Raw genomic sequence first — 18,469 nt, forward strand, 5'->3', positions numbered from 1 at the left:
CCGCTAGATTTCTCTCGTGACCGCACAGCAGACCCCGCCGTACCCCTCCCACTGGGAGGCGGACGTGCTGCTGCGCGACGGGCGGACGGCCCACATCCGGCCGATCCGGTCGGCGGACAAGGACCTGCTGGTTGACTTCTACGACCACCGGGTCAGCGACGAGTCGAAGTACTACCGCTTCTTCTCGCCGATGCCGCACCTGTCCGCGCGCGATGTCGCGCGCTTCACCGAGGTCGACCACAAGGACCGGGTCGCCTTCATCCTCACGCTCAGAGGCCGGATGATCGCGGTCGGGCGCTACGACGTGGTCAAGCCCGGCGAGGCCGAGGTCGCCTTCCTCGTCGAGGACGACTACCAGGGCCGGGGGATCGCGCAGATCCTGCTCGAGCACCTCGCCCAGGCCGGGCGTGAGCGCGGGGTCACCAAGTTCACCGCCGACGTGCTCCCCGACAACGCGCGGATGATCCAGACCTTCCGCGACGCCGGCTACAAGGTCGCCAGCGTCTACGAGGACGGGGTCATCTCGCTGCAGTTCGGGATCGACGTGACCGACACCGCGGTCGGCCGGCTCGCCCTGCGCGAGCACGAGGCCGAGTCCGCCTCGATCCACCGCTTCTTCAACCCGCGCTCGGTCGCGGTCATCGGCGCCAGCCGGAGGCAGGAGACCGTCGGCCAGGCGCTGGTCCGCAACCTGGTGATCGGCGACTTCACCGGCCGGGTCTACATGGTCAACCCCAGCTCCACCGCGGTCAGCGGGATGCCGGCGTACAAGAGCGTCCAGGACATCCCCGACGACGTCGACGTGGCGATCGTCGCGGTCCCCGCCGACGCTGTCCAGGACGTCGTCCTCGACTGTGCCGCCAAGGGCGTGCACGGGCTCGTGGTCATCTCCAGCGGCTTCGCCGAGACCGGCGAGGAGGGCCGCCAGCGGCAGCGGCGGCTGGTGAACCTGTCCCGCTCCTACGGGCTGCGGCTGATCGGGCCCAACGCGCTCGGCGTCATCAACACCGACCCGCAGGTCAAGATCAACGCCAGCCTCGCCCCGACGATGCCGCCGCGCGGTCGCGCGGGCTTCTTCTGCCAGTCCGGCGCGCTCGGCTCCGCGATCCTGGAGAAGGTCAACAACCGAGGCCTGGGCCTGTCGACCTTCGTCAGCGCCGGAAACCGCGCCGACGTCTCCGGCAACGACCTCCTGCAGTACTGGGAGGAGGACGTCTCGACCGAGGTCGTGATGATGTACCTCGAGTCGATCGGTAACCCGCGGAAGTTCTCCCGCATCGCCCGCCGCGTCTCGCTGCGCAAGCCGATCGTCGCGGTCCGCTCGGGCCGCACCACCCAGGGTGTGCCGATGGGTCACGCGGTCCGAAAGATCAGCGCCCCGCCGGCCGCCGTCGACGCGATGTTCCGCCAGGCCGGGATCATCCAGGTCGACACCCTCGACGAGATGTTCGACGTCGCCCAGCTCCTCGCCCACCAGCCGCTTCCGCGCGGCCGCCGGGTGGCCATCGTCGGCAACTCCGACGCCCTGGGCCTGCTGGCCGCCGACGCCGCCGTCTCGGCGGGTCTGCAGGTCAACAAGCAGGTTCCGCTCCCCACCGAGCCGAGCGCCGAGGACTTCGAGGACGCGCTCGACGCGGCCATCGACGACCCCGAGGTCGACGCGGTGATCTCGGTCTACATCCCGCCGCTCAACGTCTCCGGCGAGGAGATCGCCAACGTGCTCGCCGCGGTGGGGGAGCAGTCAGACAAGCCCCTGGTCACCAGCTTCCTGGGTGCCGAGGGTGTCCCCGAGCTGCTCCGTGTCCCCGACGTCGCCGGCTCGACCGCCGGTCGCGGCTCGGTGCCGTCCTACTCCTCGGTGGAGTCGGCCGTACGCGCCCTGGCCAAGGTCGTGGAGTACGCCGTGTGGCTGCGCTCCGCCGATGGCGAGACCCCGTGGCTCAGCACCGACGAGTGCGACCCGCGCACCGCGCGCAAGATCGTCACCGACGTGCTCGCTGCGCGCCCGGCCGGGGGCGACCTGAGCCGCGAGGACCTGGGCATGGTGCTGGCCGCCTACGGGATCAAGCTGTGGAACACCCACAGCGTCAGCACCCTCGAGGAGGCGATCGCCGCTGGGGAGGACCTCGGCTGGGGTGTCGTCCTCAAGGCGACCGTCGAGAGCGTCCGGGAGCGGCCCGACCAAGCCCATGTCGTACGCAACATCGACGACGTCGACGAGATGACCGAGGCCTGGGAGCTGATCACCAGCCGGATCCCGCCCGAGACCGGCGGGTTCACGGTGCAGCGCACCGCGCCGCCGGGAGTCCCGGTCGCGATCCGCTCGATGGAGGACCCACTGTTCGGCCCGGTGGTCTCCTTCGGCATCGCCGGCCCGATCACCGAGCTGGTGGCAGACAAGGCCTACCGGATCCCGCCGCTGTCCGAGCGCGATGCCGCCTCGATGGTGCGCGAGATCAAGGCCGCGCCGATGCTCTTCGGCTACCGCGGCGGCGACATGGTCGACGTCGACGAGATCGAGCGGCTCGTGCTCAGGGTCGCCCAGCTGCAGAACGACCTGCCCCAGATCTCCTCCCTCGACCTCTCGCTGGTCCTCGTCGGGCTCGAGGGATCCGCCGTCCTCACCGCCGGCGCCAGGGTCGACCTGGTCGCCGATCCGCGCTCCGACTGGTTCGTACGCAGGCTCAATCCCGCGGTGGGCGACACCCTTCCTGGCTAGGCGGCCTGTGGCGGCGCGTGGAAGGATGGGTGTCATGAGCACCCGCACCGATGATCTCGACCGCGCCGACGACCTGCGCGCCGAGATCGACCGCACCGGCTACTACCCCGAGGTGGTGGCCGACTGCGTCGCCTCCGCAGTGGCCGGAGAGAAGGTGTCCTCCTTCTTCCTGCACCACGAGCCGACGTTCGACCGTGACGAGGTGCGTCGCCACCTCTCCGTGCTGGTGCTGACCCCGACGCGGCTGATCCTGGCCCACACCGACGAGCACGCCGGTGACGACCTGCTGCCCGAGCCCTACACCTCGACCTCGACCGAGGCCGTACGCATCGACTCGGTCAACTCCGTGGTGGTGACCCGGATGATCACCAACCCGACCAAGGGATCGAGCAAGCCGGCCGAGGTGGTCATGACCATCGGCTGGGGCGGCGTCAACCGCGTCGACCTCGAGCCCGCGGGCTGCTCCGACCCCAACTGCGACGCCGACCACGGCTACACCGGCGTGCTCACCCCCGACGACTTCTCGCTGCGCGTCTCGGCCGCCGCCGACGGTCACGACTCGGTCGACCGCCTGCTCTCCTTCGCGGAATCGCTCTCGGCTCGCACCCACAACCGGTGAGGGGCTGGTGACCGGGTTCGTCGCCCCCGCCTACGGGGAGCGTTCACTGGGTGATGTCCTGCCGGCGGTCGCCGCCGCGATGGGCATCCCGTTGGGCACCTCCGAGGCGCGACCCGGTCTCGAGCTGCCCTCGGCCGCTGCGTACGTCGTGTTCCTGGTCGACGGGATGGGCACCAACCTGCTGCGCCGCTATGCGCACGCCGCGCCGTTCCTGGCCTCGCTGAGCGAGGACCAGGAGACCGGTACGGCCGGGGTGCCGTCGACGACGGCGACCAGCCTCACCTCGTTCGGCACCGGGCTGACGCCCGGCGGGCACGGGCTGGTCGGCTACACCTCCCGGATCCCCGGCACCGAGCACCTGCTCAACGCGCTGCAGTGGCGCAAGGACGTCGACCCGGTCGAGTGGCAGCCCAACCAGACCGTCTTCCAGCGGCTGGGCGAGGCCGGCGTGCCGGTCACTGTGATCAACAAGCGCGTCTTCGGCGGCTCGGGACTGACCATCGCCGCCCACCGGGGCGCGGAGTTCGTCGGCGCCGACCGCGTCGGCGAGCGGATCGCCTCGGCGGTCGCGCTCTCGCGGGTGCCGGGGTCGCTGACCTATCTCTACGACGGTGACCTCGACTGGACCGGCCACAAGTACGGCGTCGCCTCCTCACCTTGGCTGCAGCAGCTCTCGATGATCGACGCCGAGGCCGAGCAGCTGCGGGACGCTCTGGACCCGTCCGTACGCCTCCTGGTGCTCGCCGACCACGGCATGGTCGACTCGCCCGCGACCTCCCGCACCGACATCGACGACTTCCCCGAGCTGCGCCACGGGGTCGCGCTGGTCGGCGGCGAGGCTCGCTTCCGGCATCTCTACTGCTCGCGTGGCGCGGTCGAGGACGTGGTCGCGACATGGTCGGAGACGCTGGGGGACAAGGCTGACGTGATGACCCGGGAGACCGCGATCCGGCGTGGCTGGTTCGGGCCGGTCACCCCGTCGGTGCTGCCGCGGCTCGGCGACGTCATCGTCGCCTCCCACGGCGAGCACGCGGTCGTCTCGACGAGCCTGTTCCAGTACGAGACGACGCTGGTCGGGTTGCACGGATCACTGACGCCAGACGAGATGCTCATCCCGCTGCTGGTCTCCTAGCCGGGGAATGAATCCCGGATCTAATGGTTAGAACCTGTATAACCATTAGAGACGCTCGCCGTTTCCCGGCGGGAAGGGGTTGTCATGGGGCAGCACAGAGTCGAGGGCCGGCGATGACCGGGCACTACGGGCAGGTCGCGTTCACGCCGCTGGTGGCGGAGCACCAGGCGATCCACGGGAGCGCCGCGGCGTACGCACGCATGGCCGAGGCCGACAGCGCGCCGGACCGGATCGGCAGGGCCGAGGCCGCGTTCATCTCGTCGCGGGACAGCTTCTTCCTGGCCACGGTGAGCGAGACGGGGTGGCCCTACGTCCAGCATCGCGGCGGGCCGCCGGGGTTCCTGAAGGTCATCGACGAGACCACGCTGGGTTTCGCCGACTTCCGCGGCAACCGGCAGTACATCACCCGCGGCAACCTCGATCACGACGAGCGGATCTCGCTGTTCCTGATCGACTACCAGCTGCAGGCCAGGATGAAGATCTTCGGTCGCGCGCGGGTCGTCGAGCCCGACGACGACCCCGAGCTGGTCGCCTCGCTCGCTCCGGTCGGTCACCCGGCGCGGGTCGAGCGCGGGGTCCTGATCGACGTCGAGGCGTACGACTGGAACTGCAAGCAGCACATCCCGCAGCTGGTGCCGCTGGCGGTTGCCCGGAACACCGTCGCGGAGCTGACCGAGCGGATCAGCGAGCTCGAGGCCGAGCTGGCCATCGCTCGCGGGCGCATCCCGACCGAGACCTAGACTCACCATGAGATCGACGACGGAGGAGACGGCCGTGGAGCTGCAGGTGCCGGTGCTGTATCCGACCCAGCCCCGGGCCGTACGCCTCATGAACACGATCTGGGCCGACCGGACGTCGGTCCACGACTCGCTGGAGACCGTGGCGCACCTGCGCGCCTGGGCCGAGGAGGCGGGGCTCGGGCGACACCAAGACGTCGACGAGCACGACCTGGGCCGGGCCCGGGCGCTGCGGGACGCCCTGCGCCGGCTGGCCGCCGAGGTGACCGGCGACAGTCGGCCGCACAGCGTCGCCGACGGGCTCGGCACCGATGCGGCGCTCGCGGTGCTCAACGACTTCTGCTCACGCTGCACGCCGGTGCTGCGCCATGGTCCGCAGGGCGGTTTCGCCCGCCAGTGGCTCACCGACGGCTCCGGTCTGCAGCGGGAGCTGAACCTGGTCGCGCTGGAAGGGTTCGAGGTGCTGGCCCAGGAAGCGCCCCAGGAGCTGAAGGCGTGCGGCGGCCCCGGCTGCGTCCTCTACTTCGTCCGCGACCACCCACGTCGTGAGTGGTGCTCCGAAGGCTGCGGCAACCGGGCACGGGTCGCGCGCCACTATCGACGGAACAAGTCCGGCCTCGAGGGTCCTGCCACGGGCCGCGGCGCCGCCCACTAGGCTTCCGCGAGTGGCTGAGCTGACCTTCTGGACCGGGACGATGGACGCGGGGAAGTCGACCCTCGCGCTGCAGACCAACCACAATCACGCGGCTCGCGGCAGAGTGGGACTGATCTTCACCGCCCACGACCGCTCCGGGGAGGCGGTGGTCACCTCGCGGCTGGGTCTGACCCACGACGCTATCGAGGTCACCGACGACTTCGACTTCTGGCGCCACGCCGTCGACTCACTGACCCACGGCGCCAGGATCGACTACCTCATCTGTGACGAGGCCCAGTTCTACACGCCCCAGCAGATCGAGGAGCTGGCCAAGATCACCGACGAGCTGCAGATCGACGTCTTCTGCTTCGGCATCCTCACCGACTTCCGCACCCGGCTCTTCCCGGGCGCCGCTCGTCTGGTCGAGCTCGCCGACCGTACGGAGGTGCTGCAGGTCGAGGCGCTGTGCTGGTGCGGCAAGCGGGCCACCCACAACGCCCGGGTCGAGGACGGCGTCATGGTCACCGAGGGCGACCAGGTCGTCGTCGGCGACACCGACGAGGCCCCCAGCGCCGTCTCCTACGAGGTCCTCTGCCGCCAGCACCACCGCCGCCGCCTGACCGCGGCCCGGGCCCAGTCGGTCTCCCTGGTGCCCGAGCCGCTGCCGTTCGGCTGACCTCAGCGGTGGCTAGCGGTTGAGCGTCGGCATGGGCACGTCGGCGTACCTCGTTCCGACGGGGGTGCTCTTGGTGTCGAGCTGGACGCCGGGGCGGCCGTTCTCGACGACGTAGGTCGCGCGGGTGGAGATCGGGGCGCCCGGGCGCTGGACGTACGGCACGACCCGGAAGTCGCTGGAGAGCTCCTCGGGCGTGACCTTGACGCGTACGTAGCCGCGCTGGCTGTTGAAGAACTTCAGGTGGTCGTTGGCCCGCAGCAGGGTCTCACCTCCGGTCGTCATGTCAGCGCCGTCGCCGCCGCTGGCGATGGAGGTGCCGACGAACTCGCTGCCGACGACCGCTGACTCGGGGTCGTCGTAGTCGGCCAGCAGGTTGCTGGCGTAGTTGTGGTGCCGGTCGCCGGTGATCACGACGAGGTTCTCGATCCCGCTGGTCCGGGCGCCCTCGAGGAGCCGGTTGCGGTTGGCGACATAGCCGTCCCACGGGTCCATGTAGAGCGTCTTCTTCTCGGTCTCGTCGAGGTCGGTCTCGGCCATCGGCGCCTGGTTGGCGAGCACCTGCCAGCGGGCGGTCGACCGGCGCCAGTTGCGCTGGAGCCACTTCTCCTGCTCGAAGCCCATCATCGAGCGCGACGGGTCGTAGATGTCCGGCGTCAGCTCCGGGCTCGCGGGGTCGCTGCCGTCGGCGTACGCCTGGTCGTCCCGGTACTGGCGGGTGTCGAGCACGTTGAAGTCCACCAGGTCGCCGTAGCGCAGGCTCCGGTAGATCTGCATGTCCGGACCGTCCGGCAGCGAGCTGGCCCGGAACGGCAGGTGCTCGTAGTAGGCCTGGAAGGCAGCCGTACGCCGCGGCATCCACAGCTCGCCCTGGGACTGGCTCCGCTCCTCGGGGATCTCGTCGGCCCAGTTGTTCTCGACCTCGTGGTCGTCGGGTGCGACAACGAACGCATGGGACTGGTGGGCGGCCATCAGGTCCGGGTCGGACTTGTAGAGGCCGTACTGCAAGCGGTAGCGCGCCAGGTCGAGCGTCTCCCCGCCGACGGCGGGGGAGACAGGGGTGTTGCGCCAGTTGTTCTCGGGGGTGACGCCGGACTCGTACAGGTAGTCGCCCAGGTGGAAGACGACGTCGACGTCCTCGTCGGCCAGGTGGCGGTAGGCGGTGTAGAAGCCGTGGCTGTAGAGCGCGCAGGAGGCGAAGGCGAAGCTCATCTGCGAGAGCGAGGAGCCGTACGCCGGGGCGGTCCGGGTGTGCCCGGTCTGGCTGACCTCGCCGGCGGCCAGGAAGCGGTACCAGTAGTCGCGGCCGGGACGCAGGCCCCAGACCTCGGGGTGGACCGAGTGGCCGAAGTTCGGGGTGGCGGTGACGGTGCCGGACTTCACGACCTTGCGGAAGAGGGGGTCCTCGGCGACCTGCCAGCGGACCTTGACCGGCTCCTGCGGCATGCCGCCGAGACCATCGGCGGCGAGCGGTTCGGGGGCGAGGCGTGTCCAGAGGACGACGGAGTTGGGGAGCGGGTCGCCGGAGGCGACGCCCATGGTGAACGGGTAGCCGGAGAGCGACGTGGCGCCCTTGACGGATACCGCGTCGGCGGGGATCGAGCCGGTGCCGAGCAGCATGGCTGCGGATGCGGCGAAGCCGGTCGTGGCGGTGCTGGAGAGGAGGGAGCGTCGGCTCAGCGAGTTGGGCAGGAGCATCGGGGGGCCTCCGAGAAGGGTGGAAGTGCTTGCCTCCACTCACTTCATCGGGGGCGCGTGAACTGCGCCCGACCCGCTGCCGACTCTGTCGGGTCGGGTCGCCGACGTAACACGGACCGGCCGATGGCCGGTCCGTGAACGGGTTCACACCAGTCGGTTCACTCCGACTTGCCGCCGCCGAACATGATCTCGTCCCAGCTCGGGACCGAGGCGCGCTTGCGGCGCGCGGACGACTTCTTCGCCGGCTTCGGCTCAGCCTCTTCGGACTGCTCGGGATCGGCCGGAGCGTCGGCGGCCGCGGGCTCGACGACCGTCGGCTCGAGCTCGGGCTCGGCCGGGACCGGCGCCTGCTTCCCGGTCGGGGTCTCGTCGCCCAGGAACGCCTCGAGCGGCGTGTCGACATCGACCTGAGCCGTCTTGGCCGGCTTGGCCTCCTTGACCGGCTGGGGAGCCGGGGGAGGAGTGACCGGAGCCGGTGCCGGGGCGGGCGCTGCCGGAGCTTGCGCGGCCGGGCTCGCCGGGGTCGAGCTCTGTGCGCGACGACGCCGGGCGGCGAGCATGTCGTCGGTGATCGGCTCCGGCTCGGGCGCCGTGGCCTCGAGCTTCTCGCCGGTCAGCCAGCGGGCGTCGTCGTTGTCGAGCTCGACGAAGTTGCCGGGGGCGTCGTAGGTCAGCTCGGCGATGCCGGAGCGATCGGGGGTCTCGTACTCACCGGTGAGCTTCCAGCGCCCGTCAGGACGCCGGTAGGAGTCCCAGTTGACCGACTCGGGGTTGATGTACATCGTCTGGAAATGGGCGCTGACCGCCTCGCCCAGGGTGCGGGCGGTGCTGGCGGCCTCACCGGGCCGACGGCGCACGGAAGCCTGCTGGGCGCGCTGTGCCATGTGCTCGCGCTCGGCGAGGACGGGACCGGCGAAGGCCAAGATCTTCTCGACCGTGGTGCCGGCGACAGCGGCGACCTCCTCGGCACTCTCGCCCGAACGAATACGGGTCTGAATGTCACGGGGCCGCAGGCTGCTGCTCGGGGTCTTGTTCACGGTTTGCTCCGATCGGCGGGTCGACACAGCCTCGAGTGCTGCACGGAGACGGTCGTCGATGTCGGCGGTGTATTCACGGTCCTCGTCGTCGACGAGAAGCATGCGTAAACCATCGTCACTGACCGAGATGAGCCGCAGAAGGACGGGTCCAGCCTCATCCGGAGCCTGCTCTTCGAGCTGGCCCGGAGTCAGGGGCAATCCTTCGGCTGACATCCTCTTCTCAATTCTAGATACGGTTGTGACGACCCTACGCCACAGACCTGCATCGTATTGGGTGGCCGTGCGGCGTGGCCGTGGCATTTGGGGTTTTTGGGACGAACGAGGCGACCATTTGGCGGTGGAACAGACGCTGACCCTCCTCGTGCTCGACCTGGTCGGGTGCTTCGTCTTCGCGATCTCCGGCGGCCTGATGGCGGTCCGCAAGGAGCTCGACATCTTCGGCGTGATCGTCCTCGCCTGTGTCACCGGCCTCGGCGGCGGCTTCCTGCGTGACATGGCCATCGGCGCGACCCCGGTCGCCGCGCTCTCCGACTGGCGCTACCTCGTGGTGCCGATGGCGGCCGGTCTGTTGGCCTTCTACTTCCATCCCGCGCTGGGCCGGCTCGGGCCGCTGATCAACGTCTTCGACGCCCTGGGCCTGGGCCTGTTCGTCATCGCCGGGGCGGTCAAGGCGCTCGACTTCGGGCTCTCCCCGCTGTCGGCCGCGATCATGGGGCTGGCCACCGGCGTGGGCGGCGGGGTGCTCCGCGACGTGCTCGCCGGCCAGGTGCCGATCATCCTGCGCCGCAGCGTCTTCTACGCCATCCCGGCCTTCGCCGGCGCCGCGATCGTGGCCTTCGGCCTGTTCCTCGCGCTGCCGCAGCCGCTGGTGATGACTGCCGCCTTCGCCGTCTGCGCCGGGTGGCGGCTGCTGGCGATGTGGCGCCACTGGGAGGCGCCGTTGCCGCGAGGCTCCGCGTCGGTCTGAACCTCAGTGGTCCGAGCAGCAGGGGATCTGGTGCCGCACCTCGAACGGCACCAGACCGGTGGCGGAGCGCTGGACCAGGAGTACGCAGCGCCCCTCGCGCCACACCGGCCGCGCGAACCCGGTGAGATCGAGGGTGTCGCCCGGCTCCAGCGAGATCCCGGCCAGGCCCTCGACGGCGTCGACGACGCTGTCCGCCTCGACCGCGGCCACCGTGGTCACGGTCTCGATCGCGGTGCGTCCCGGGTAGCGCGCCAGCCGCCCGGCGCTGCGCGCGGCGGCCTCCTCGATCGCGGGGGAGTCGGGGGTGACGTACGCCTGGGGGAGCTGGTCCGCGAGGAGCGCGGTCAGCTCCTCGATCGCCGGGCCACCGGGCCAGTCCAGGACGGCGACGAAGCGGCCGGTCGGCTCGCGCACGACATGGGTGCTGATGACGTACGCATCCTCGGGCTGCCCCGCGCCGAGCACCTCGTCCAGACGATGGACGAGGTGCTCGGCGGCGGCNGTATCCCAAGCCGAAGCCAGACCGCTGCTGGAAGCCCGCAAGACAGCCAAATGGCACCCACCCCAGACACCCTGCTTCTAAATCTCCCAACCCAGACACCGTATTGGCCCCACCCGCGCTGGAACTCAGGCACCATTGGCCGCCGTGGATCAGCCGCGCGCCTGACGGTCGTACGCCGCGTAGCTCCGCTGCGTCGCGATGTGGCCGGCGACGTGCTTGGCGTCGTGCCACACGCCCCAGATGAAGGACGAGCCGCGACGGGAGAGCCAGGGGAGACCGACGAAGTAGACGCCTGGCTCGGTGGAGACGCCGCGGCGGTGGACCGGGCGGCCGTTCTCGTCGAGCGCGTCGACCTGGAGCCAGCCGTAGTCGGTCGCGAAGCCGGTCGCCCAGATCACCGTGGTGATGCCGGCCTCGGCCAGGTCGAGGGAGAGCAGCGGAGCGGTGGCGGCCGACGGGCTGGGGCCGAGCTCGCGGGCCGCGGGCTCCTCGGGCAGGTCGATGCCGTTGCGGGTGACGTACTCGTCGGCGGCGTCGAGGAGGGCGAGGTAGTTGGCGTCGCCCTGGGCGATGTTCTCGGCCAGGTCCTCGCGGAAGGTGAGGATGCCGGCATCGAATCGGTCGGTCATGCCGACGAGCTGGATCCCGCTCGCCTCGAGGGCGCGGAAGTCGACGGTGTGGCCGCCGCGGGCGCCGCTGACGGCAATGGTGACGTGCTCCGCGCCGGCGGCCGGGGTCTCGAGGTCCCAGAGGCCCAGGACGCCGAGCCACCAGCAGAAGTCGCGGCCGCGGTAGCTGCGCGGGGGACGGTCGTGGGGGCCGACCGAGAGGTGGACCTGGCGGCCCGAGCGCTGCAGCTCGTCGGCGATCTGGACGCCGGAGGAGCCGGCGCCGACGACGAGGACGTTGCCCTCGGGAAGCTGGTCGGGGTTGCGGTAGTCGCTCGAGTGCAGCTGCCGAACGACCGCGCCGTCGGGGACGATCGGCGGGTAGACCGGCCGCTGGAACGGGCCGGTCGCGGCGACGACGAACCGCGCGTCGATGACGCCGTCGGAGGTCTCGACCCGGAAGCCCGGACGGCCCTGGTGACGGGTCACCGAGGTGACCTCGACGCCGGTCCTGATCGGGGCGGCGATCTTCTCGGCGTACGCCTCGAAGTAGGCGGCTACCTGGTCCTTGGTGGCGAACGCGTCCGCGTCGACGTCCTGGAACTCCAGGCCCGGGAACCGGTCGTGCCAGGCGGGGCCGTTGGCGACGAGCGAGTCCCAGCGCATCGTGCGCCAGCGCTCCGCGATCCGGTCACGCTCCAGCACGAGATGGGGGACGCCGTTGTCGCTCAGGTGCTCGCTCATCGCCACTCCGGCCTGGCCGGCGCCGACTACGAGGACCTCGATCTCTTCGTTTGCCATACCGAAATCCTGAGCCGCGGCCTTGGTCATGTCCAACAGATGTTGTTGGCCTTACCCATCGGATCGACAGATGCAATCGGGGCAACACCATTGCATCTGTTTCATTGACGATAGTCCTTGGAAACATCTGTTGGACACATGCTCCGGGACGAGGTGGACTGGTCGTCGTGGAGACCAACAAACCCAGCAGCATCGTCGTCGGCGGACACACCCGCATCCGCCCGTTCAACACCAGCGTCACCTACCCCGAGCAGAACCTCGACAACGACCTGTGCCAGGCCGTCGTCGCGGGCAACACCGTCTACGTGCGCGGTCAGATCGGGCAGGACCTGGACACCAGCGATTCTGTCGGCATCGGCGACGTCGAGGCGCAGACCGAGCAGGCGATGGCCAACATCAAGATGCTGCTCGAGGAGGCCGGTGCCGAGATGGAGCACCTGGTCAAGCTCACCATCTACATCGTCGACCCGCGCTACCGCGAGACGGTGTACCGGACGATCGGCCGCTGGACGAAGGGCGTGCACCCGATCTCCACCGGTCTGGTGATCTCCGCCCTGGCCCGCCCGGAGTGGCTGGTCGAGGTCGACGCGATCGCCGTGATCCCGGGGGAACAGCAGTGACCTTCTCCGTCCTCGCCACCGACGGCAAGGGCGCCGTCGGCATCGCCGTGACCTCCTCCAGCCCGGCCGTCGCCGCGCGCTGCATCCACCTACGCCCCGGCGTCGGTGGCGCTTCGTCGCAGAACATCACCGACCCCCGGCTGGGCACCGAGCTGCTCGACGCGCTCGCCTCGGGGCTCGACGCCCGGGCAGCCCTCGCGTCGGTCACCCAGGGCCGCGAGCACATCGACCACCGCCAGCTAACCGTGCTCGGACTCGACGGCGCCGGTGCTGCGTACAGCGGGTCGGGGTCGCTCGGCATCCACCACCACGCCGTCGCGCCGCAGGTCGTCGCCGCCGGCAATCTGCTGGCCGGCACCGAGGTCGTCGACGCCGTCGTCGCGGGCTTCGAGGCCGCCCCAGGCGATCTCGAGGAGCGGCTGCTGACCGCCCTCGAGGCGGGGCTGGCCGCCGGCGGCGAGGCCGGACCGCTGCACTCGGCGGGCCTGTCGGTCGTACGCGACGTCGCCTGGCGGGTCACCGACCTCCGCGTCGACTGGAGCGAGCGCCCGGTCGAGGAGCTCCGCGACCTGCTGAAGGTCTGGATGCCGCAGCGCGACGACTACGTGACCCGCGGCCTCGACCCCACCGCCGCCCCGTCCTACGGCGTGCCCGGGGACGAGTGAGTCGATGACCACCTCGAAGCAGTACGCCGCGACCACCGTCGGCAGCGACGCCGAGCGTCTGATCCGGCTCTCCGAGCAGCTGCACGCGAACCCCGAGACCGGCTGGGAGGAGCACAGCTCCTCGCGCTGGGTCGCCGAGTCCCTCGAGGAGGCCGGGTTCACCGTCACCCCGGCCTACCTCGGGCTGGAGACAGCCTTCCTGGCGACCTTCGGCAGCGGCCCGTTCCGGCTCGGCCTGTGCGCCGAGTACGACGCCCTCCCCGGCCTCGGCCACGCCTGCGGCCACAACCTGATCTCCGCGATCACCGTCGGCGCCGCCCGTGCGCTGGCCCCGCTGGCAGACGCCGCGGGGCTCACGATCGAGGTCTACGGCACCCCCGCCGAGGAGGGCGGTGGCGGCAAGATCGAGCTGCTCGAGCGCGGCGCGTTCGCCGGCCTGGACCTGGCCATGATGGCCCACCCCGCTCCCGTCGACGTCGCCGAGGCCGAGCCGTTCGCGGTGTCGCACTCGCACGTCGAGTACCGCGGCAAGGCAGCCCACGCGGCGGCCTATCCCGAGCAGGGCGTCAACGCCGCCGACGCTTTCACCATCGCCCAGGTCGCGATCGGCCTGCTCCGTCAGCAGCTGCCGCCGACCGTGCGTGTGCACGGCGTGATGACCAACGGGGGAGAGGCACCCAACGCCATCCCCGCGCGGACCGAGGGCCGCTGGTACGTCCGCGCCGAGAGCCTCGCCCAGTTCGCCGAGACCGAGGAGAAGGTCTGGCGCTGCTTCGAGGCCGGCGCGCTCGCCACCGGCGCGACGCTCACCGTCGAGCCGGAGAGCAAGCCGTACGCCGAGTTCCGCACCTTCGCACCGGCTCTGGCGGCGTACCGGCGCAATGCCGAGGAGATCGGCCGGGTCTTCGACCCGGGGACTCCCGCTCGCCGGATGAACCGAGCCTCCACCGACATGGGCAACGTCTCCCAGGTCGTGAACGCGATCCACCCTTACGTCGGCATCAACTCCGGGACCGCCCTCAACCACCAGCCCGAGTTCGCCGCGCACTGCGTCGGCGGGGACGCCGAGAAGGCGCTCCTCGACGCCGCGACCGCGCTGGCCTGGACCGCGCTCGACGTCGCCGAGGAGGCGGCCGCACGATGACCACCGTCGACGCCCCGCCGACCCGCACCGAGCAAGACTCGCTCGGCCCGTTCGAGGTCCCGGCGACCGCCTACTGGGGCGTGCACACCGCCCGCGCGCTGCGGAACTTCCCGATCAGCGGCACGACCGTCGGGAGCCACCGCTCGCTGGTCGCCGCCCTCGGCGCGGTCAAGCTCGCCGCCGCCCGCGCCAACCACGAGCTCGGCCTGCTCGACGACCGCCGCCACGGTGCCATCGCCGCCGCCGCGCAGGACGTCCGCGACGGAAAGCTCGACGACCAGTTCGTCGTCGACGTGATCCAGGGCGGCGCCGGCACCTCGACCAACATGAACGCCAACGAGGTCGTCGCCAACCGCGCGCTCGAGATCCTCGGCCTGCCGTTCGGCAGCTACGACGAGATCCACCCGCTCGACCACGTGAACCGCTGCCAGTCGACCAACGACGTCTACCCGACCGCCGTCCGGCTCGCCCTGGTCGGGGCGATCGACCGCCTGGTCGAGTCCACCGAGGCCCTCGCCGACTCCTTCGCCCGCAAGGCGGCCGAGTTCCGCGCGGTCCCCAAGATCGGCCGTACGCAGCTCCAGGACGCCGTCCCGATGACGGTCGGCCAGGAGCTCGGCGCCTTCGCCATCACGCTGCGCGAGGAGCTGGCCCGGCTGGCCGACTCGCGAGTGCTGCTGTGCGAGATCAACCTCGGCGCCACCGCGATCGGCACCGGGATCACCGCCCACCCCGGCTACCGGCGGCTCGCCGTCCGGCACCTCGCCGAGATCACCGGACTGCCGGTGGTGGGTGCGGGAGACCTGGTCGAGGCGACCAGCGACACCGGCGCGTTCGTGCAGGTCTCCAGCGTGCTGAAGCGGATCGTCGTCAAGGCGTCCAAGATCTGCAACGACCTCCGGCTGCTCAGCTCCGGCCCGCAGGCCGGGCTCGGCGAGCTCCAGCTCCCTGCCCGCCAGGCCGGGTCGAGCATCATGCCCGGCAAGGTCAACCCGGTCATCCCGGAGATGGTCAACCAGGTCGCCTTCTGGGTGATCGGCAACGACCTCACCGTCACCATGGCGGCAGAGGGCGGCCAGCTCCAGCTCAACGCGTTCGAACCGGTGATGGCGCACGGGCTGCTCCAGGGCTTCACCTGGACCGCCGCCGCCTTCGACTCGCTGCGGGAGATGTGCGTCGACGGGATCACCGTCGACGCCGCCAAGCTCGCCGCCGCTGCCGCCGGCAACGCCGGCCTCGCCACCGCACTGACCCCGCTGCTCGGCTACGCGCGCTCCGCCGAGATCGCCAAGGCCGCGCTGAGCGGTGCCGGCGACGTACGGGATCTGGCTCTTGCCGCCGGTGGGCTCGACCCGGTCGTGCTCGACGCGCTGCTGCGTCCCGAGACGCTCGCGAACCTCGACGCAACCGGCGTCGACAGCGTCAACGGGGCCAAACGAGAGTGAGAGATCGCGCAGGCAGGGGCCGCCTGCTACGCGCCCCCTACCTGCGCGATCTCTAGTTCGGGCAGGATGTCCCGCATGGCCGAGCCGTCCTTCACCCTGACCCAGCTGCGCTACTTCGCCGCGGCTGCGGAGCTGGGCAGCATGACCGCCGCGTCGCGGCAGCTCGTGGTCTCGCAGTCGGCCGTCTCGACGGCCGTCGCCCAGCTGGAGAAGGAGCTGGGCGTCCAGCTGCTGCTGCGCCACCACGCGCGCGGCCTGACCCTCACTGCCGCCGGCGAGGAGTTCTTCCGCGAGCTGCGCAGCTACCTCGTCCACACCAGCGAGCTGGTCGAGGTCGCACGCTCCGCCGGCCAGGCGCTCGTCGGCGACCTCGCCATCGGCTGCTTCACCACCTTGGGCCCGTTCGAGCTGCCGCGGCTGCTGGCCGCCTGCGAGCAGGACCACCCTGGCATCCACGTCTCCGTCGTCGAGGACGAGCACGCCGCGCTCAAGCACGCGCTGCGCTCGGGCAGCTGCGAGCTGGCGCTCATGTACGGCTACGACCTCGACGACGACATCGACCACGTCCGGGTCGGCCTCGCGGCGCCGTACGTCCTCATCGGCAAGGGCCACCGGCTGGCGCGCCGCAAGAAGGTCGCGCTCGCCGAGCTCGAGGAGGAGCCGATGGTGCTCCTCGACCTGCCGCACAGCGGGCAGTACTTCGAGCGGCTCGTCGAGTCTGCCGGATTCCGCCCGCAGATCCGCCACCGCAGCGCCGGCTTCGAGACTGTCCGGGCGATGGTCGCCAACGGCCAGGGCTGGTCGGTCCTCAACCAGCGCCCGGCCAGCGACACGACGTACGACGGTGCGCAGATCGTGACCCTCGAGATCACCGACCCGGTCGAACCCCTCGAGGTCGTGCTGGCCTCGATGAAGGGCGTACGCCTCACCGCCCGCGCCCAGGCGTTCGTCCGCTCCTCGGGCCGAGCAGCACGACGGCGGGAAGGCCGCTGACGCGACCTCCCCGCCGAGTGAGTGCTGATGGCTGGGGCGCTGTGCCTCAGGCGTGCGAGGCGAGCGCCATCTCGCTCGGCGCGAGCTTGCGGCCGCGCGCCAGCAGGTAGTAGATCGGCGCGGTGGCGACCAGGCCGATGATCCAGCTCAGGTCCGCGCCGTTGAGCCTGTCCGCGACCGGCCCGGTGTAGAGCGGCGTCGCCATGAACGGGATCTGGACGACGATGCCGATCACGTAGGCGAGGATCGCCTGCCCGTTGAAGCGGCCGTAGATGCCGCCGTCGGCCGCGAAGATCGAGTCGAGGTCGTAGTTGCCGCGGTGGATCAGGTAGAAGTCGATCAGGTTGATCGCGGTCCACGGGACCAGCACGACGAGCAGCGCGAGCACGATGTCGACGAAGTGCGAGATGAAGTTGCCGGACACGCCGATGGCGAAGTACGTCGAGGCGGCCATCACCACCAGTGAGAGCACCACGCGGCTGCGGGCGGTCGGGATCCAGCTGGCGACGAACGTCTGCACGCAGGTGATGACCGAGAGCACGGTGCCGTAGAGGTTGAGCGCGTTGTGGCTGATCACCGAGAGCAGGAACAGGACGAGCAGCGGCGTACCGAACGCACCGGTGGTGTCGCGGACCCCGGTCATGACCTCGACGCCCGGCTTCATCGCCAGCGCCACGATCGCGCCGAAGACGAAGGGCAGGATCGAGCCGAGGGTGCAGCCGAGGTAGGTGGCGGTGAAGGTCGCCTTCACTCCGACGCTCGCCGGCAGGTAGCGCGAGTAGTCCGAGACGTACGGCGCGAACGCGATCTGCCACAGGGCACCCAGCGAGACCGTCGCGAGGAAGCCGGCGGTGCTGTAGCCGCCCTGCGTCCAGAAGCCCGCGGGCAGGCCGGAGACGAAGATCGCGACGGTGCCGAGCACGATCCCGATGCCGAGGACCCAGGTGGCGACCTTGTTGAGGGAGTGGATCACCTTGTAGCCGATCACGGCGATCAGGCCGGAGCCGAGGGCCCCGAGGACGATGCCTGCCTCGACCGGGATCGGGTCGGCGATGCCGTGCAGCGACTGGCCCGCGAGGACGATGTTGGAGGCGAAGAAGGCCAGGTACATCACGGCCGCGATCACCACGACGATCAGTGCCCCGTAGGAGCCGAACTGGCCGCGGCTCTGGATCATCTGCGGGATGCCCATCTGCGGGCCCTGCGCCGAGTGCAGTGCCATGAAGACACCGCCCACGAGGTGGCCGACCACGATGGCGACGACGCACCAGAACAGATCGAGGCCGAAGACGGTGACGCCGGCGGCACCGGTGACGACGGGCAGGGGAGCGATGTTGGTCCCGAACCACAGGGTGAAGAGGTCGCGCACCTTGCCATGGCGGTCCTCGGGTGGGACGTAGCCGATGGTGTGCTTCTCGACGACTGGCTGGTCAGACATGGTCATTCTCCAAAGGGTGTGAGGCGCCCCACCATGG

16 protein-coding genes are annotated in these 18,469 nt (G+C 70.5%); 12 read left to right on the forward strand and 4 right to left on the reverse strand.

Annotated features, from left to right (window positions below; genetic code table 11):
• Window positions 1-16: 16 nt before the first annotated feature.
• The 6 genes from ACFX43_RS20580 (at window position 17) to ACFX43_RS20605 (ending at window position 6,517) form a co-directional block, all read left to right on the forward strand.
• A complete protein-coding gene (locus tag ACFX43_RS20580) occupies window positions 17-2,719 on the forward strand; it encodes a GNAT family N-acetyltransferase (RefSeq protein WP_355018375.1) in 2,703 nt (900 codons plus the stop codon).
• Window positions 2,720-2,753: 34 nt separating this feature from the next.
• Entirely contained in the window at window positions 2,754-3,338 is a 585-nt protein-coding gene (locus tag ACFX43_RS20585; protein WP_141804060.1) for a DUF5998 family protein, read from the forward strand.
• Between the two features lie 7 nt (window positions 3,339-3,345).
• Window positions 3,346-4,470, forward strand: coding sequence for an alkaline phosphatase family protein (locus ACFX43_RS20590; RefSeq protein ID WP_378833934.1), 1,125 nt, complete (start codon window positions 3,346-3,348; stop codon window positions 4,468-4,470).
• 113 nt (window positions 4,471-4,583) lie between these two features.
• Window positions 4,584-5,210: a pyridoxamine 5'-phosphate oxidase family protein gene (locus tag ACFX43_RS20595; RefSeq protein WP_378833943.1), complete on the forward strand. Its 627-nt coding sequence runs from the start codon at window positions 4,584-4,586 to the stop codon at window positions 5,208-5,210.
• Between the two features lie 7 nt (window positions 5,211-5,217).
• Window positions 5,218-5,862 (forward strand): CGNR zinc finger domain-containing protein, encoded by a 645-nt coding sequence (locus ACFX43_RS20600; protein ID WP_378833950.1) that lies wholly within the window; start codon window positions 5,218-5,220, stop codon window positions 5,860-5,862.
• 10 nt (window positions 5,863-5,872) lie between these two features.
• Window positions 5,873-6,517, forward strand: a complete 645-nt coding sequence (locus ACFX43_RS20605) for a thymidine kinase (protein ID WP_378833956.1) — start codon at window positions 5,873-5,875, stop codon at window positions 6,515-6,517.
• Between the two features lie 12 nt (window positions 6,518-6,529).
• On the opposite strand, the gene ACFX43_RS20610 is transcribed toward ACFX43_RS20605, so the two are convergent.
• Both ACFX43_RS20610 and sepH read right to left on the reverse strand, forming a co-directional pair.
• Complete coding sequence (locus ACFX43_RS20610) at window positions 6,530-8,212, reverse strand: alkaline phosphatase D family protein (protein WP_378833959.1); 1,683 nt, start codon at window positions 8,210-8,212, stop codon at window positions 6,530-6,532.
• 158 nt (window positions 8,213-8,370) lie between these two features.
• A complete protein-coding gene (gene sepH / locus ACFX43_RS20615) occupies window positions 8,371-9,684 on the reverse strand; it encodes a septation protein SepH (protein ID WP_378833963.1) in 1,314 nt (437 codons plus the stop codon).
• Here sepH and ACFX43_RS20620 point away from each other — a divergent pair.
• Complete coding sequence (locus tag ACFX43_RS20620) at window positions 9,587-10,216, forward strand: trimeric intracellular cation channel family protein (protein ID WP_378833968.1); 630 nt, start codon at window positions 9,587-9,589, stop codon at window positions 10,214-10,216. The genes sepH and ACFX43_RS20620 overlap by 98 nt on opposite strands.
• Before the next feature lie 651 nt (window positions 10,217-10,867).
• On the opposite strand, the gene ACFX43_RS20625 is transcribed toward ACFX43_RS20620, so the two are convergent.
• The gene (locus ACFX43_RS20625) at window positions 10,868-12,127 is read right to left on the reverse strand and encodes a flavin-containing monooxygenase (protein WP_378833971.1); all 1,260 of its coding nucleotides are present in this window, start codon (window positions 12,125-12,127) and stop codon (window positions 10,868-10,870) included.
• Between the two features lie 167 nt (window positions 12,128-12,294).
• On the opposite strand from ACFX43_RS20625, the gene ACFX43_RS20630 reads away from it, so the two are divergent.
• From ACFX43_RS20630 to ACFX43_RS20650, 5 genes are all read left to right on the forward strand, one after another.
• Complete coding sequence (locus ACFX43_RS20630; RefSeq protein ID WP_378833979.1) at window positions 12,295-12,747, forward strand: RidA family protein; 453 nt, start codon at window positions 12,295-12,297, stop codon at window positions 12,745-12,747.
• Complete coding sequence (locus ACFX43_RS20635) at window positions 12,744-13,412, forward strand: DUF1028 domain-containing protein (protein WP_378833983.1); 669 nt, start codon at window positions 12,744-12,746, stop codon at window positions 13,410-13,412. The genes ACFX43_RS20630 and ACFX43_RS20635 overlap by 4 nt, the downstream gene beginning before the upstream one ends.
• 4 nt (window positions 13,413-13,416) lie before the next feature.
• Window positions 13,417-14,556: a M20 family metallopeptidase gene (locus tag ACFX43_RS20640; RefSeq protein ID WP_378833988.1), complete on the forward strand. Its 1,140-nt coding sequence runs from the start codon at window positions 13,417-13,419 to the stop codon at window positions 14,554-14,556.
• Window positions 14,553-16,001, forward strand: coding sequence for an aspartate ammonia-lyase (locus ACFX43_RS20645; protein WP_378833991.1), 1,449 nt, complete (start codon window positions 14,553-14,555; stop codon window positions 15,999-16,001). Before ACFX43_RS20640 ends, ACFX43_RS20645 begins: the two co-directional genes overlap by 4 nt.
• Before the next feature lie 75 nt (window positions 16,002-16,076).
• Entirely contained in the window at window positions 16,077-16,994 is a 918-nt protein-coding gene (locus tag ACFX43_RS20650; RefSeq protein ID WP_378833995.1) for a LysR family transcriptional regulator, read from the forward strand.
• A gap of 46 nt (window positions 16,995-17,040) precedes the next feature.
• Here the strand turns inward: ACFX43_RS20650 and ACFX43_RS20655 are convergent, their stop codons facing one another.
• Window positions 17,041-18,432 (reverse strand): purine-cytosine permease family protein, encoded by a 1,392-nt coding sequence (locus tag ACFX43_RS20655; RefSeq protein ID WP_378833998.1) that lies wholly within the window; start codon window positions 18,430-18,432, stop codon window positions 17,041-17,043.
• Window positions 18,433-18,469: the final 37 nt, after the last annotated feature.

Source organism: Nocardioides sp. YIM B13467 (assembly GCF_042788075.1).
In the GTDB taxonomy this organism is placed as follows: Bacteria; Actinomycetota; Actinomycetes; order Propionibacteriales; family Nocardioidaceae; genus Nocardioides.

Excerpts from the sequence above, each read along its gene's own strand:
- ACFX43_RS20585 (WP_141804060.1), top strand. The coding sequence starts at position 2,754 with ATGAGCACCCGCACCGATGATCTCGACCGCGCCGACGACCTGCGCGCC.
- ACFX43_RS20595 (WP_378833943.1), top strand. The coding sequence starts at position 4,584 with ATGACCGGGCACTACGGGCAGGTCGCGTTCACGCCGCTGGTGGCGGAG.
- ACFX43_RS20600 (WP_378833950.1), top strand. The coding sequence starts at position 5,218 with ATGAGATCGACGACGGAGGAGACGGCCGTGGAGCTGCAGGTGCCGGTG.
- ACFX43_RS20610 (WP_378833959.1), bottom strand. The coding sequence starts at position 8,212 with ATGCTCCTGCCCAACTCGCTGAGCCGACGCTCCCTCCTCTCCAGCACC.
- sepH (WP_378833963.1), bottom strand. The coding sequence starts at position 9,684 with ATGTCGAGCTCCTTGCGGACCGCCATCAGGCCGCCGGAGATCGCGAAG.
- ACFX43_RS20625 (WP_378833971.1), bottom strand. The coding sequence starts at position 12,127 with ATGGCAAACGAAGAGATCGAGGTCCTCGTAGTCGGCGCCGGCCAGGCC.
- ACFX43_RS20640 (WP_378833988.1), top strand. The coding sequence starts at position 13,417 with ATGACCACCTCGAAGCAGTACGCCGCGACCACCGTCGGCAGCGACGCC.
- ACFX43_RS20645 (WP_378833991.1), top strand. The coding sequence starts at position 14,553 with ATGACCACCGTCGACGCCCCGCCGACCCGCACCGAGCAAGACTCGCTC.
- ACFX43_RS20650 (WP_378833995.1), top strand. The coding sequence starts at position 16,077 with ATGGCCGAGCCGTCCTTCACCCTGACCCAGCTGCGCTACTTCGCCGCG.
- ACFX43_RS20655 (WP_378833998.1), bottom strand. The coding sequence starts at position 18,432 with ATGTCTGACCAGCCAGTCGTCGAGAAGCACACCATCGGCTACGTCCCA.